The 15,480-nt window shown below is 64.0% G+C and carries 14 protein-coding genes; 8 read left to right on the top strand and 6 right to left on the bottom strand.

Features of this window, described 5'->3' with window-relative positions; all coding sequences use genetic code 11:
- Positions 1–74: 74 nt before the first annotated feature.
- From GOAMR_RS24885 to GOAMR_RS24560, 3 genes are all read right to left on the bottom strand, one after another.
- Entirely contained in the window at positions 75–536 is a 462-nt protein-coding gene (locus GOAMR_RS24885) for an HNH endonuclease signature motif containing protein (protein WP_138943820.1), read from the bottom strand.
- 141 nt (positions 537–677) lie between these two features.
- A complete protein-coding gene (locus GOAMR_RS24565; RefSeq protein ID WP_005192088.1) occupies positions 678–902 on the bottom strand; it encodes a hypothetical protein in 225 nt (74 codons plus the stop codon).
- A gap of 114 nt (positions 903–1,016) precedes the next feature.
- Entirely contained in the window at positions 1,017–1,595 is a 579-nt protein-coding gene (locus GOAMR_RS24560) for a hypothetical protein (RefSeq protein ID WP_005192086.1), read from the bottom strand.
- 211 nt (positions 1,596–1,806) lie between these two features.
- Here GOAMR_RS24560 and GOAMR_RS19690 point away from each other — a divergent pair, with 211 nt between their 5' ends.
- From GOAMR_RS19690 to GOAMR_RS24345, 3 genes are all read left to right on the top strand, one after another.
- Positions 1,807–2,268 (top strand): 5' nucleotidase, NT5C type, encoded by a 462-nt coding sequence (locus tag GOAMR_RS19690; RefSeq protein ID WP_005192085.1) that lies wholly within the window; start codon positions 1,807–1,809, stop codon positions 2,266–2,268.
- A gap of 157 nt (positions 2,269–2,425) precedes the next feature.
- Positions 2,426–2,779 (top strand): hypothetical protein, encoded by a 354-nt coding sequence (locus GOAMR_RS19685; protein ID WP_005192083.1) that lies wholly within the window; start codon positions 2,426–2,428, stop codon positions 2,777–2,779.
- Entirely contained in the window at positions 2,700–3,431 is a 732-nt protein-coding gene (locus tag GOAMR_RS24345) for a DUF3558 family protein (protein WP_306302446.1), read from the top strand. Before GOAMR_RS19685 ends, GOAMR_RS24345 begins: the two co-directional genes overlap by 80 nt.
- 43 nt (positions 3,432–3,474) lie before the next feature.
- Here GOAMR_RS24345 and GOAMR_RS19680 read toward each other — a convergent pair whose 3' ends face one another.
- The 3 genes from GOAMR_RS19680 to GOAMR_RS25235 form a co-directional block, all read right to left on the bottom strand.
- On the bottom strand, positions 3,475–5,007 hold the full coding sequence (locus GOAMR_RS19680) for a fatty acyl-CoA synthetase (protein WP_040515876.1): 1,533 nt from the start codon (positions 5,005–5,007) through the stop codon (positions 3,475–3,477).
- 167 nt (positions 5,008–5,174) lie between these two features.
- Complete coding sequence (locus GOAMR_RS19675) at positions 5,175–5,759, bottom strand: hypothetical protein (RefSeq protein ID WP_005192078.1); 585 nt, start codon at positions 5,757–5,759, stop codon at positions 5,175–5,177.
- Between the two features lie 956 nt (positions 5,760–6,715).
- Complete coding sequence (locus GOAMR_RS25235) at positions 6,716–6,913, bottom strand: hypothetical protein (protein ID WP_040515874.1); 198 nt, start codon at positions 6,911–6,913, stop codon at positions 6,716–6,718.
- Between the two features lie 353 nt (positions 6,914–7,266).
- On the opposite strand from GOAMR_RS25235, the gene GOAMR_RS23840 reads away from it, so the two are divergent.
- The 5 genes from GOAMR_RS23840 to GOAMR_RS19650 all read left to right on the top strand — a co-directional run bounded on the left by GOAMR_RS23840 (position 7,267) and on the right by GOAMR_RS19650 (position 15,474).
- Positions 7,267–7,620, top strand: a complete 354-nt coding sequence (locus tag GOAMR_RS23840; protein ID WP_005192075.1) for a hypothetical protein — start codon at positions 7,267–7,269, stop codon at positions 7,618–7,620.
- Positions 7,580–8,266, top strand: coding sequence for a DUF3558 family protein (locus tag GOAMR_RS24340; protein ID WP_306302445.1), 687 nt, complete (start codon positions 7,580–7,582; stop codon positions 8,264–8,266). Before GOAMR_RS23840 ends, GOAMR_RS24340 begins: the two co-directional genes overlap by 41 nt.
- Positions 8,267–8,465: 199 nt before the next feature.
- Positions 8,466–9,074, top strand: a complete 609-nt coding sequence (locus tag GOAMR_RS24335; protein WP_005192073.1) for a DUF3558 family protein — start codon at positions 8,466–8,468, stop codon at positions 9,072–9,074.
- Between the two features lie 308 nt (positions 9,075–9,382).
- Positions 9,383–12,238, top strand: coding sequence for a PD-(D/E)XK nuclease family protein (locus GOAMR_RS19655; protein ID WP_005192071.1), 2,856 nt, complete (start codon positions 9,383–9,385; stop codon positions 12,236–12,238).
- Positions 12,238–15,474 carry a UvrD-helicase domain-containing protein gene (locus tag GOAMR_RS19650; RefSeq protein WP_005192068.1) on the top strand — a complete coding sequence of 1,079 codons (3,237 nt, stop codon included), beginning with the start codon at positions 12,238–12,240 and terminating at the stop codon, positions 15,472–15,474. Before GOAMR_RS19655 ends, GOAMR_RS19650 begins: the two co-directional genes overlap by 1 nt.
- Positions 15,475–15,480: the final 6 nt, after the last annotated feature.

Here is a 15,480-nt window from a genome sequence, read left to right as displayed (position 1 = left end):
GTTGAGTGTACGGTCGCGGGCACTCCGAGGCAGGTCAGAGCGGTGGCGGATTGGCTTTGTCCCATCGACGCTGATCATCGGCTAGTTTGGCGATCCGTTTCCGGCGGTCGGCGTCGAGGGTGGCTCGGGCGGGTGGTCGGGGTCGCGGTGTGGGAGGGGGCCGGGGAACAGGGTGCGGCCGGTGAAGAAGGCGGCGTGGAACTCATGGCCAGTGGGGATTGGAACCAGCCGTGGCCGAGGTCGTCCTGGTAGTCCTGCCAGCTCGTGAACGTTTTGATGCGGTGGTGGAAGCGGCAGAGCGGTTTGAGGTTGGTGAGGACTGTTTGACCGCCACGGGTGGGATTGCGGTGGTCGAAGGGGGTGGTGTGGTCGATGCCGGCTTTCCACACCGGGGAGTTGCAGCCGGGGAAGGTGCAGCACAACTCCCCTGTTTTGACCAGGTTGATCAGCTTCTTGCTGGGGGTGTACCTGGAGGGCTGCCGGTCGGCTTGCTTGGTGTGGGTGTTGAGGTAGCTGCGTTCGGCTTCGGTGACCATCGTGCGCAGGGTGGCGGCGTCGATGATGCCGTGGCCGTCGAGAAAGCCCGGTCCTTGTCCAGGCCCAGCAGGGTCGACAGGTTGACCACGATGTGAAACACCGGGCGCGCACCCGAACCGCATCCGTCCACACCGCATCCATCAACCTAATGCCTTTTGCGGACAGTCCGCGGCGCGATCCGCCCGCACCTCGTCGTCGTCGGGATCCGTGCCGGTGAGGTCGTAGGCGTCGGCGCCGACGGGCATCGCGACGCACGCCGCGCACAGGCACGGCAGAACGGTCCGGCCCTTGGCCAAGGCCACCAGTGCGTAGGCGCGGCGTTGCTGTTTGGTGCGGGGATCGCCCGAATGCACCGACCCTGCCATCGTGTTCAACTTCGCGTCGACGGCGCGCCGTCCGCCGCGGGCAGCGACGCGCCGATCCGGGAATTGCCACGGGCGAAACGGTCCGGGGTGATGGTCACCTTGCGGCCGGCCTTGTTACGTTCGGTTTGCCTGCGGGTAGCTTCCGGATCCCACCGCGCGATCAACGAATCGACCAGTGTTGAAGCTGCGGGTGGGCATCGGCGGATTCTCTTGAATCGCCATCGCCAGATGTGCGTCGATGTCCTCGATCGCCTCCGGTGAGCACAGGTCGGTGCGCGCTACCGCGGACAGGAACCGGTCGAGATCGATGCGGCCTTCGGCCAAGGTGTAGGACGTGAACACCAGGCGGTAGCGGGCGGCGTCGCCAGCGATGATCAGAGCTTTGGCTCGAGACGATGTGATGGTCAGGACCGCGTCGACCTCGGCAATCGCTTGTTCGAGACCGTCCGGACCAAAGTCGGCGTACGGATCTTTGCCCGCAGCGACCGAATCCAACAGCTGCGCAGGTGTGCCTTCGCCCGAATCGGTCCGACTGCACTCGTAGGCATGGTCTTCGGCGAGTTCGTCGTGAATCATGCTGGCCGCGCGCATCATCCGGTACTGAGCCACAGCAATCTTTGACGCGCAGTGCGCGAGCACCTCCACCAGTTTGGTGGCCGAGAGGTCGTCGTCTCCGGCCAGCTCCCGAGCCACCCGCGTGCGTCAGCGCGGGAGCATATCGGTGGTGCCCGATTCGCCGTCGTTGTGTGCTTCACCCCAAGCCATCAGTCGATTGTACGTTCGAGTTACGGTATTTGCTCAGATATTGGCGCGATCGGTAAGGATTCCTCCAACCAGAGGAGTCCCCGGCTCAGCATCCCGCGATCGACAGCGAATTGTCGTTCGGCGCGGGCATACTGCGCCTGTGAAAAAGATCCTGTACGTCGACCTCGACAACACCCTCGTCGACTTCCAGTCCGGCATCGACCGACTCTCCGCCGCCGACTTCGCCGAGTACGACGGCCACTACGACGATGCGCCCGGCATCTTCGCGCTCATGGATCCGCTCCCCGGCGCGATCGACTCCTACGCCGAACTCAGCGGACTGTTCGACACCTACATCCTGTCGACGGCACCCTGGGACAACCCGTCGGCATGGACCGACAAGCTCAACTGGGTGCGCCACCACATCGGCGCCGACGAAGGGACCCCCGCCTACAAGCGGCTCATCCTCTCGCACCGCAAACACCTCAACGCCGGCGACTACATCATCGACGACCGCACCAAGAACGGCGTCAGCGAATTCCAGGGCGTACACATCCATTTCGGGCAACCCGGGTTCGAGACGTGGGAGCAGGTCGTCCAGCATATGCGGCCACTGGCGTAGGGCCGGCCCAGGCCATCGGAGTCGACGATGTGCTCCAATCGATCCACAACCTGACCGTCAGATCTGGACAACACGGACTTCGCCGTGTTGACTGTCCGATCAGGTAGTCGATCAATGACTTTCATAGAGCACATCGTGTTGCGATCCAGGGGGGATAGTGGCAGGCGACGACGATCAGCCGCAGGGCACGAAGTACGCGTTCGACATATCCGGGGAGGTGGAATCCGATCCGGAGTGGTGGAAGGCACGGGGCAAGACGGCCGAGCAGGCGGCGGAGGATCTTCAGATTCTGGCACAGAATGCCGAGCAGATCTGCAGGACCAATCACTACGGTAAATGCGTAGAAGGCGAGACCACTCATGAGCTATTCCGCGGGATAGTCACCACGTGGGCCCGGGATCTCCGGGAGCAATCCACATCCGCGCGGAACCTTGCAGAAGCGTGTTTTGCTGCGGCCAAGACCCTCAGCGACACCGACTACGAGGCGGCCTCTCACATTGGACCGTTCTGACTTCGCACGTAGACCAGATCGAATTTTCCGTACTTTGACGATCGTCTATGCCGCAATCGCTGCTTTCGCTGCAACGGGATGCGCCGTGGACGGTGAGCCGCGGTCCGCGACCACGGCATCGCCACTGGGAAAGACGCCATCCGAGGCTGTCCGACAGAATGATGATTCTGGCAAGAGGCTACCGTTTACGACAACTTTCCCGGACCGGTGGTCAAGAAACAACGACGGCACCAAGTATGAACCGTGCACCGCCTTGACCGACGCCGAGCTGGCAGACACAGGACTCGATCCGCACAGCGTCTCGGATATCGCGCTGGCCAATCGCCAGACTGTTCGAGGATGCCTATGGCAATACGCGAGCCTTAGGAACTCAAGTTTGTCCCAGGGCACCGGGAACGCACCCACATTCGAAGAAAGAATCACGGACCGTGATTGGTACAAGACTTCGTGGGATATCAGAATCGACGGGCGACTCGTCATGGTCGACTCGACTGGTCGCTACGACTGCTCGACAACGGTAAAGTCCGGCGACGCCCCCGTCGTAACAATCGTAATGCGGACCGCAGATCTAATCCCGTTAACGGAACTCTGCAAATACGCCATAGATTTCACCCGTCGTACCATCCCCAAAATGGAACCGCCCGCTCCGTGAGGTGGCGCAGAGAATTCGCTTCCGCGTAACTCAGGCCTGGTCTCTACTTTCCCCTGCCGAGTGAGTCGGCGTAGTCGGCCCGGACCACCCGTTTGAGCAGTTTGCCGCTCGCATTGCGGGGCAGCTGATCGATGAAGACAATCCGTTTGGGCACCTTGAACGCTGCCAGCCGGGACCTGGTGTGGGCGATCAACTCGTCCTCGGTGACAGCGGAATCGGCCACCACGAACGCGACGATCGCCTCGATCCATTTCGGGTCGGGCACACCGATCACCGCGACCTCGGAGACACCCGGATGGGTGTACAGGGCATCCTCCACCTCACGCGACGCGACAAGGACGCCGCCGGTGTTGACCACATCTTTGATGCGGTCGACGACCGTGATGTAGCCCTCGGCGTCTATCGACACCAGATCCCCCGAATGGAACCAGCCGTCGCGGAACGCCTCCGCGGTCATCTCCGGCTTGTTCCAATACCCGTCGCACAACTGCGGCGATCGGTAGACCACCTCACCCTGACCGCCGGCCTCGACGGGTTCACCCGTCGCGCCGATCACGCGGATCTCCACATTGAGCACCGGCCGCCCGCACGACGCCGGCCGCTGCGCGTGCTCCTCCGGACGCAGCACCGTTGCCAGCGGCCCGATCTCGCTTTGCCCGAATGCATTGTAGAAACCCAAGTCCGGCAACGCTTTTTGGAGACGTTCGAGCACCGGAACCGGCATGATCGACGCCCCGTACACCGCCTTACGCAAACTCGACAGGTCGCGGCCGGCGAAATCGGGGTGCTGCGACAGCGGCACCCACACCGTCGGCGCCAAGAAGATCGAACCGGCCCGCGCGGTCTCGATCCGCTCCAGGATCGTCGCGATATCTGCGGACGGCAGAAGGTGATTGGCGGCACCCACCGCCAGGTAGGGCATCATCCACACGTGCATTCCGGCCGAGTGGTACAGCGGCATCACATGCAGTGGTGCATCGTTCCCGGTGAGATCCAGGGCGACGATGGTCGAGAAGTATTCGTGCACAAGTGCGCGGTGCGACATCATCGCACCCTTGGGCGCGGACGTGGTGCCCGACGTGTAGAGCAACTGGACGAGACCGGACTCGTCGACGTCGGGTTCGGGTATCGCCGGCACAGGACCGTCGGCCGTCCGCACCCGCGACAGCAGTGAATCGTCGGCGTCGCGCAACGCGACGATCGGGACGTCGCTGACCTGCGCCACCTGGGGTGCGAGACCGGGATCGGCCAGGACCAGGCTCGCCCCCGAGTCGGTGAGCAGGTAGTTCAGCTCATCCCCCGTCAGGGCGTTGTTGATCGGAACATGCACCAGACCGGCGCGCGAGCACGCCAGGAAGGCGATCACATAGGCATCCGAGTTCGACCCGTAGGTGGCCACCCGAGCCTGGCTGTCGAGGTCAAAGGCCAGCAGTTCGGCGGCCGCCCGGGTCACGGCGTCGTCCAGTTCCCGATAGGTCCACGACCGTGGCTCGAAGGTCAGCGCCGTGCTGTGCGGTGATCGTGCGGCGCTGCGCCGCAGGACATCATCGACACGGCTGGAATGAATCGCCGACATCTCAGGCATGTTGCTTCTCATCCTCGGAGTTCACCCCGGTCTCAGCGAGGTTGTTCTGGACCGCGTTCGGCGTCACTGCCTTCGCACGGCACACACGCCCTGGTCGGAATCGTAGCCCCGGCACACGTTCGGTGGGGCCGAAACGACCCCACCGAACTATTCGGCACCTATTTTCGACCTCGTACCGCTTCGGCGATGTCGGCGTGGGCAACCCTCGGTGCGGACGTGAGGCGCAGCAGCGACGTCAGACTGATCGACTTCTGCTCTGGTATCAGCTTCTCCAGAAGGCTGGTGGGCACCACGTAGAACTCCCACTGATCCAGGTTCAGCGGATTCGCGACTTTCCGATCTTCACAGGCGAAGTAGCAGAACACGTAGACGTCGGACGACCGCTTGTGCTCCACGTCGTAGGTATTGGTCTCCGCATCCCATGCTCTCGACTTACCCACCGAGAACTTGATCGACGACTTCGTGGTCGGTCCCCACGCCTGCAGGTAGGCCGTCGACTTGACTTCCACCTTGATACCGTCCGGGGTGAGGAGGTCGTAGGCATCCCACTCGCGCCTGACCTTGCCGTCGACACAGCCGAGTGCCGAGCCGACGATGAACTCCGCCAGCTGACCGCGGAGCGAGTTGTCGAGCAGGTCCGAACCTGCCCATGACCAGAAGTCTGTGACCGTCAGATCGATACCGCTGCTGCTGGATTGGAACGGAGTGTCGCTCGCCAACCGCTCGATACGCCTGCTCGCCATGTATCCACAACCTCCGTGTCGGATCTGGACAGCGTTGCTGTCACCGTGTTGACTGTCCAATCAGGGATATTATCAACGACTTTCATAGCGTGAAGAGTGTTTGCGATCCGGGGTATGATGGCCGACGATGACGAGCAGCCGCTAGGCATTCGGTATGCGTTCGATGCCTCCGGGGAGGTGCAAGCCGATCCGGAGTGGTGGAAGCTCGGAGGAAGACGGCCGAGGGAGTGCGGCAGAGCTCGCGGAACTGGTAAAGAAGGTAGGGTCCCTCTTCAGCGAGAACCATTTTGGGGAGTGTGTCGAAGCCACCCACGCGCTGTTCCATGACGTGGTCCAAGCGTGGGTAGCGGATCTCCGAGAGCAGTCCGAGACAGCCCAGACCCTGGCCGATGCATGCTTTGTGGCAGGCAAGACGCTGAGTGATGCAGACTCCGACGCCGCATCGAACATTGGCCCGTTCTGACCGCGTTGCGACCGGCTGACTCCGGCTGGCCGAGACCTTCGTAATCACCTGCACGACAACAATCGTGCTTTGCTAAACGGCGTGTACTCTTGACGGGCATCCGCACTCGGAAACCTCACCCCCCAGCACAGCCAACCGAGACAATCCGCCAAACCGACAGCCTCAGCAAGAGGCTACCGTTCAGAACACAGTTTCCAAATCGGTAGTCCACCAACAACAATGGAACGAACTACGAGCCATGCACTGCCCTTGACGATCGCGATCTCGTCGCCGCCGGACTCGGTCCGACGACTGTTTCAGATGCCGCCATGGCCAACCACCAGACCGCTCGCGGGTGCACATGGGACCACACCGGCGTTCGATTGTCGGGAATCGGTCAGGCAACTGGAAACAGGCCGACTTTCGAATATCGGATGACACAACGAAACTGGCACAAGATTTCTTGAGATGTAACCATCGCGGGTCGTCTGGTCATGGTCGATTCCGATGATCGCTACTCGTGTACCACCACAGTCAAATCCGGCTGGGCAACCGTGACGACACTCGTCACCCGCACCTGGAATCCACCGCCGATCAAGGAACTCTGCGCGATAGCCATCGACTTCACCCGGCGCCCGATTCCCAAGATGGAGGCGCCTGCGCCGTCATAGGCGGCGTCGGCAACAGGAACGAGAACGAGGGGGCGCGTCATGCTGTCATCTCACCGGACCCTTCGTGCCCCTCGCTCGTTCCTCGCTTCGGCCTCAGGGATCAAGAAGGCGGGTCTCGCACCCCGACATGGCCGATGTGAACATCCGTGACCCTCGATCGTTCGTCGCATCGGCCTCATGGGACCGAGGTGAACGTTTTCGATCAGAACCGTGCCGCGACTGACGGATTCGATCAGCAGGCCAACCGATAGCCCGTCTCCACCACCGCCATCCGTCTATCCACACCTCTGTCCCCAGCTCTGGACAAACTCGACGTCGCCGTGTTGACTGTCCCATCAACAGGGGTTATCGACAACTTTCGTAGCTCGAACTGTATTTGCGATCCGGGGGGATTATGGCAGGCGACGACGAGCAGCCGCAGGGTACGAAGTACGCGTTCGATGTGGCTGGGGAGGTGGAAGCCGATCCGGAGTGGTGGAAGGCTCGGGGGAAGACGGCCGAGAAGGCCTCGACCGACCTGCACGATCTGGCAAAGAACACCCAATACCTTTTCAAATCCAACTACTTTGGTGACTGCGTAGAAGGGAGAGAGATTCACAGCCTGTTTCGCGAAGTAGTCGCACACTGGGTGGCCGATCTCGAGGAACAATCCGCATCAGCACAAAACCTTGCCGATGCATGCTTCGCAGCAGCCAAGACATTGAGCGATGCAGACTTCGATGCGGCATCGGGCATTGGCCCCTTCTGACCGCCCCGCGACTGCTGTGCACCGAATAGCCCCCACGTTGACAGCTGTCTGCGTCTCGGTGGCACTTGCATGCTCTGCATCTTGTGCGGTAAGCGGCGATCCTTCCCCCGCCGTCACAGATTCGGCACCCACAGCGACGATCAGGCAAACGGACAGCACCGGAAAGAAACTTCCGTTCACAACCCGATTCCCAGATCGATGGTCCGCCAACAACGACGGCACAGCCTACGAACCATGTACCGCGCTGAGTGATACTGAACTCCTCGCGTCCGGACTCGATCCGAAGAGTGTCTCAGATGCCGCCATGGCCAACCACCAAACCGCACGTGGATGCTCATGGAGACACTCCGGCATCAGGCTCTCATCGATCGGTCAAATAACCGGTAACAAGCCGACATTCGAGGAACGGATGAAACTCCGGAGCAACTTCAAGACATGGTGGGACTTGACCATCGGCGGACGACTGGTCATGGTTGATCCCGACAGTGCCGCATCATGCACCGTGACAGTCAAATCCGGTCGGTCACCTGTGTCAACGATTGTCACGCGTACCTGGAATGCGCCCCCGACCAAGGAACTCTGCGCCATTGCCATCGATTTCACTCGACGCACGATCCCCAAGATGGAGCCATCGGCTCCGTCATAGCCGGGACGGTCTACTCACGGTCTGTTCCGGGGAATCGTCACCACGTGGGCAACCGATCTCAAAGTCCAAGCAGAGTCCGCCCAAAACCTCGCTAATGCTTGCTTCGCTACGGCTAAGACACTCGCCGACGCCGACCATGATGCCGCATCGATCATTACGCCTCGCTGATTGCGAGCCGCCCCGCCTACCCATCGGGTTCATGGCAGCCCTGGCTGTGACTACGCTTACGGCAACGGCCTGCGCTGTTCATGGAAAGCCGCTTCCGACGCCGCTCGGGACGACCTCGACTGAGATCGTATCCGTTCGTCAGACCGACGATCTCGGCAAACGCCTTCCCTTCACTACACAGTTCCCGAATAGGTGGTCCAGCAACAACAATGGCACAGCGTATGAACCCTGTACCGCGCTGACTACCACCGAACTGGCAGATGCCGGCGTTGATCCACAGCGGGTCAAGGATGCGGCACTGGCAGACCATCAGACTGCTCGCGGCTGCATCTGGGAACTTTCCGATATCAGGAACTCAGGTATCTCTCAGTCCGTCGGCAACAAGCCGACGTTCGAGCAGCGAGCTGGAGATCGCCGGTGGTATCGGGCCTCGTGGGACGTCTCCGTCGATGGCCGTCGCGTATTGGTCGACTCGCGCGACGCCTACACCTGCATGACGACCGTCAAGTCCGGCACCGCTTCTGTCGCGACCATCCTGACTCGCTTCTGGAAGCCACCACCCACTGCCGAACTATGTGCATTTGTCATCGATTTCACACGGCGCACGATTCCGAAGATGGAGCCGTCGGTTCCGTCGTGACTTGGTGGGTGCGTCAGGATTTCGGGTCACCGGATCCTTCGTGACCCTCGCTCCTTCGTCGCTTCGGCCTCAGGGATCAAGGAGGTGAGCGGCGCCAGGGATGGCGTCGTACTACGTGGTTTCGAGGCTTGGTCGCTGGGCGACCTCGCACCTCAACCGACAGTGACCCTCAAGTCCGAAGACCAGCGAAAATGTCGGAACCGGCAGTGACCCTCAAGTCCGAAGATCAGCGAAAATGTCGGAACCGGCAGTGACCCTCAGGTCGGAAGATCAGCGGAAATGTCCGAGGGGTCGGGCATGATGGCGGGATGATGTTCGATGAGGTGGTGGGGGCGGTTGCCGGGGCCAAGGCGGGGGATCCGCTGGCTCCGGTGACGGTGGTGGTGCCCACCCATGCGGCGGGGCGGGAAGTGTTGCATGCACTAGCCCGGGCGGGGGCGGTGGCCAATACCAGCATCGTGACGTTTCGGCAGGTGGTGGAGCGGCTGGCGGGGCCGGTGCTCAAGCCTCGGCAGGCGTTGCCGTATCCGGTGCTGGAGGCGGCGGTGGCGCTGGTGCTCCAGGAGCGGCCCGGGGTGTTCGAGGAGGTGGCGGGGGCGCCGATCACGACGCAGGCGCTGGCGCAGGCGGCGTGGCAGTTGACCGAGCTGGCCGATCCGCGGATCGATGCTTCGACACCACTCGTCGGCGACATGTTGCGGGTGTACCGGGAAGCGCTCACCGAGGACCTGACCGGACAGTACTTCCTGAAACATGAGGCGTATGCGGCGGCCGAGGCCGCGGCACGGACACTGGACAACGTGGTGGTGTTCGCGCCGATCCGCACCAATCCGGCGCTCGACCCGCTGCTCGACGTGCTCGCCGCCAATGGCACCGTCATCGAACCCGGCAGCGACCCGCTACCCACCCAGGTCATCCACACCTCCGACGCCGACGACGAGGTGCGGGCGGTGGTGCGACTGGTCCGTAAGCATCTGGCGGCCGGGGTTCCGGGGCACCGTATCGGTATCTACTACCCCACCCCCGACCCGTATCTGGGGTTGCTGCACGAACATCTGACCGCCGGCCGGATCGTGTTCAACGCACCCCTGCATCGCGGCCTCGGCGACCGGCCCGCCGCCCGCGCCCTTCTCGGGCTGCTCCAGATCGATGTCGCGGCGATGCCGCGGCGAGATATCCTCGGCTTCCTCGCCGAAGGGGTGCTGCGGCGTCCGCAGGTTCCGGGAGCCGAAAAGCCGGTCAGCCAACGGAAGCTCGAACTCGTCACCCGCGACCTCCGCAAGATCGTCGGCGGTGCGGACTGGCACAGTCTCACCGAACCACCTCCCGGGAAGACTCCGGAGGAGGACAGGTATTCCGACGAGGCCATCGCCCTGCACGACTTTGTCGAAGCACTGCAAGCCGACCTGACCGCACTCGGCGAGGCCGGCACCTGGCCCGAGGTGTCCGCACAGTTGATCGCACTGCTCGACAGCAGGTTCGCCGGGTCGTCGGAGCAGGCGTCGGCCGATCTGGTGACCTTGCGACAGGACTGTGCCGCACTCGCTTTCCTCAAAGAGTACGCACCGGCACCGACCCCCGAACGCATACTCGACGCCGTCATGGTCCGCATCGACTCACGCGGCGGCAAACACGGAACCTCCGGCGTCGGGGTCACCGTCGGCAGGCTCGCCGACGCGGCGGGGCGCGACCTCGACGTCGTGGTCGTCCTCGGTGCGGCGGAAGGCGTTCTGCCGGTGCCGCGCCGCGACGATCCCCTGCTGCCGGCCGAACTCACCGGCCGCACCCCCGCCGACAGCATGGACGCCCAGTTGCGCAGCTATCAGGCGGCGCTCGCGACTGTCGGCTCCGAGCGGGTCGTCACCTTTCCGCGCGGCAGCCTGCGCGGCGGGGCCGAACGGGTGCCCAGCCGATGGCTGCTGCCCGCGCTCAGCTCGCTCGCCGGCACACCTGTCGACGTCGTCGGGTGGCAGAAACAAACTCTCGGCGCCGACAGCATCGTGGTCGTCGAATCCTTTGATGTGGCAGCGCAACACGCCAATCCGCGGATCGGGGCGTCGTCGGCGTCGGAAACCGAATGGCGGCTGCGAGCGCTGGCCGCGGTGCCCGCCGATCGGCGGCAGGACGCGCTCACCGATCCGGTGGTCGTCGACGGGATGCGGATGCGCAGCGACAGGCTGCACGGCCGGTTCACCCGCTTCAACGGTAACGTGCACACCGTTTGCGATCTGCTCACCGTATTCGATAATCCGGTGTCGCCCACCAGACTTGAGGACTGGGTGAAAAGCCCGTACCGCTTCTTTCTCACCACCGTGCTCGGCGCGAGCGAACTCCCCGACCCCGACGAGGCCGTCGAGATCGACGCACTCACCCGCGGCAACCTCATCCACGAGATCCTCGAACTGTACGTCGTCGGCACCACTGAGGGTGCGGCACACGACCTTTCCCGCCTCATCGGTATCGCCGAGGACGTGCTGACCCGGGCCGAGCGGGACAATCCGGGCTGGCTCGGCCACCTGTGGGCGCGGGCGCGCGGCACCATCATGCGGGACCTGCGCACCTGGCACGGTTACGACACCGACGACCACGCCCACGGCTGGACCCCCACCGACGCCGAACGGACCTTCGGGATGCCTCCCCGGGGCCGCCCCTACAGCGACCCGCCCGAGCACCCGGCCGTCGAGTTCGATCTCGGGACCGCCACCATCCGCTTCCGGGGCGCCGTCGACCGTATCGACAAGCACCGCGACGGCCGGGTCCGTGTCACCGACTACAAGTCGGGGCAGAAGAAGACGTACGACAAGATCACCGACCAGCAGCCCACCGAGAACGGCAAACGCTTCCAGCTCCCCGTATACGCCCTGCTGGCGAGGGAATTCGGAGACGCGGTGGCAGCCCGCTACTGGTTCATCACCGACAAGGGCGGATTCGCCGAGGTGGGGTACACACTCACCCAGGACGTCATCGATGTGCTCACCGGAGATCTGCGGCTGGTGCACGAGATGATCTGCGCCGGCTACTTTCCGCCCCGCACCCCCGACACCTGGTGGGCCGACCCGATCCTCGACCTCGTCGGCAAGGCCGGTCTCGAACGCGCCTGGGCCAACCTCGAAGAGGTACCCGAGATCACCGACTACGTCGCGAAATACGGAGCCGCACAATAATGACCGACGAGAGACTTGCGGACGAGGCCGCGCGTACCCGCATCACCGAGGACACCACCTCCACGCTGTTCGTGGAGGCCGGGGCAGGCAGCGGCAAAACTCATTCCCTGGTGCAGCGGATCTGCCGGCTCGTCCTGGTCGACGGTATCGAGCTCGACCGGATCGCCGCGATCACATTCACCGAGAAAGCCGCGGCGGAACTGCGCGAACGGGTCCGTGTCGAGCTGGCCACACACGCCACACCCGAGGCGGAAAAGGCTCTGCTCCAGCTTGATACCGCCGCCATCGGCACCCTGCACGGCTTCGCCAGCCGCATCATCAGCGAACATCCCCTCGAAGCGAAGGTGCCGCCACGCATCGAGGTCGTCGATGCCATGGGTTCGCAGCTGTCGTTCCAGCGGCGCTGGGAACGGATGCAGCAGCTCCTCTTCACCGACAATGCCCCCGACGAAGTTGTCGAGGCCATGCACATCATCATCGCCACCGGGGTGTCGGTCAACCAGATGCGTACCCTGGCAGACGGTCTCGACCGCAACTGGGATCGGCTCACCACCGATACCGGACCGGGTCACCTGACCGGAGCCGACGTCGACGTCATCCTCCGGGAGACCGACAGGATCTGCGCCCTCGCCTCCCGGTGCACCGACCCGGAAGACAGGCTGGTGCAGGTGCTCCACGAGCTGAGCCGGTGGAAGACGGAGCTGGAGGAGGAAGGCGACAGCCTCGGCTGGATCGCAATCGCCAACGACCTCCCCAAGGCGGGCAACGTCGGCCGCGCCGCGGCGTGGAAAGGTGTTGCTCCCAAAGACATCAGAGCCGACATCAAGAACCTGAAAGAATCCGTCATCGCCGACGTGGTCGGCGACTACCTCGACAGCGCGCTACGCATCGTGGTCCATCATCTGTCCACGCTGATCCTTGACGAGGCCGCCGAGCGGCGCCGCACCGGGCGGCTGGAGTTCCACGACCTGCTCGTGTACGCAGCGAAGGTGCTGAAGGATCCGGCCGTGGCCGCCGCCGCGCACGAGCGGTACCAGCGGGTGCTGCTCGATGAGTTCCAGGACACCGATCCGCTGCAGCTCACCCTGGCCCGACGCATCGTCGCCGGGGCCGGAGCCGTCGACGTGGCCGGGAGGCTGTTCACCGTCGGTGACCCCAAGCAGTCGATCTACCGCTTCCGCCGCGCTGATATTGCAGCGTATATGGGTGCCCGCGAACAGGTTCCGGCTGCCGATGTGGTGCAGTTGACCACCAACTTCCGATCCACCCGCACCGTCATCGACTGGGTGAACGAGGTGTTCGGCAACCTCATCGTGACACAGGGGCATGTACAGCCCGAGTACGTCGCACTCGCCCCCCGGCCCGACCGGCCGCAGCCGGCCCCGTTGCTCTGGGGCCCGGCACCTTTCGTGTTCTCTGACGACAGCGAACCCACCGTCGAGGAACTGAACCTGAGCAAGGCCGAGATTCCGCGCACCCGAGAGGCACGGGACGTGGCCCGCATCATCGCCACCGCCACCGGGACCGGCTGGTGTCACGAAAAGTACAGGGGCGAAGACGATTACGATCATGTGCCACTGCGGTGGAGCGACATCTGCATCCTCATCCCGTCGCGTGCGGTGCTGCCGTTCCTGGAGAAGAGTCTCGACGCCGCCGGCATCGAGTTCCGTTCCGAGGCATCGAGTCTGGTGTATTCGACGCAGGAGGTGCACGACCTGCTGACCACCTGCCGGGCACTGGCCAACACCGCCGACTCGGCGGCCATCGTCGCCGCCCTGCGTACCCCGCTGTTCGGGTGCGGCGACGACGACCTGCTGCGCTGGCGAAAAGCGGGCGGCAAGTGGATCATTCACCTCGACCCGCCGGAAGGACAGGAGGATTCACCGGTCGCGCACGCGTTCGGCTATCTGCGGGAGGTGGCGGCGCGGCTCGGCGACCTCAACCCGGGCGACCTGCTGTCGCGGCTGGCCGCCGACCGGCGGGTGTTCGAGGTGTCGATGGATTCGCCCCGGCATCGGGACGTGTGGCGGCGGCTGCGGTTCGTCATCGACCAGGCCCACGCCTGGTATGCCGAGGACCGGGGCAGCCTGCGCGATTACCTCGACTGGGCGGCCACCCAGGCCGACGAGAACGCCCGTGTCGCCGAGGCCGTGCTCCCCGAGATCGGGGTGAACGCGGTGCGCATCATGACCATTCACGCCGCGAAGGGGCTGCAATTCCCGATGGTGATCGTCGCCGGGATGAGCGGCGGATTCCGGAATGATCCCGAACCCGTGCTGTGGGATTCGGCCGACACGCTGCATGCTTACGCGAGCGCCACGGTGCGCACGTCAGGGTACAAGGCCGCTGAGGCAATGGAAGCCGCGCATATCCAGGCCGAGAAGATCCGGCTGCTCTACGTGGCCTGCACCCGCGCCGAGAGTCATCTCGCGGTATCCGGGTATATCGGGTCCCGGAGCTGCTGGGGTTCGATCCTCGCCGCCGGCCTCGACGGTGTCGAGAACGTCATGCCCGAACTCGTCGAGGCCCGTCGCCACGAGGAGGACGCACCCACGGTCGGCGAACACCAGAGCTGGGACGACTGGACGGCCGAGACCGAACGGATCGCCGAGTTGTCGGCGCGCCGGTCGTCGTATTCGGCGACGTATATCGCACACCCCGAAACCGATACCGCCACAAAGCTACTCGACAGCTATACGACGGGCGGCCTCGTCGCGCGGGGTGAGCCCACACCCGTCGCGGGCGGCACCGCGAGCAAGGACCACGGCAAGAATCTCGGCACCGCCCTGCACGCGGTCCTGGAAGCGGTGTCCCTCGCCGACGGCGCCGACGACACCTTCCGCGAGACCGCCCGCAATGTAGCCGCCGCCAATGACTTCGAGGATCAGGACTTCTTTGTGGCCCTGGCCTGTTCGGCGATCGAGGCCGAACCCGTGCGGCGTGCGGCACTCCGGCCGCACTGGCAGGAGATGCAACTCGCCGGGATCGCCCCCGACGGGGTGACGGTGGTCGAGGGTATCGCCGACCTGGTGTATCGCGACGACGACGGCACCCTCGTCATCGTCGACTACAAGACCGACGTGGGCGTCAAGCAGTCGACAATCGAGGCGTACTGGACGCAGTTGTCGATTTACGCGGACATGATCGGGCAAGCCACGGGTGAACGTGTGGGACGTCTGGAGCTGGTGTTCTGCCGGCCCGGCGACGCCGTCACGATCCGCAGGACCTGCGTGTGACGGCCC

Source organism: Gordonia amarae NBRC 15530 (assembly GCF_000241345.1).
Classification (GTDB): Bacteria; Actinomycetota; Actinomycetes; order Mycobacteriales; family Mycobacteriaceae; genus Gordonia; species Gordonia amarae.
This window is presented reverse-complemented; position numbering and strand designations above follow the sequence as displayed.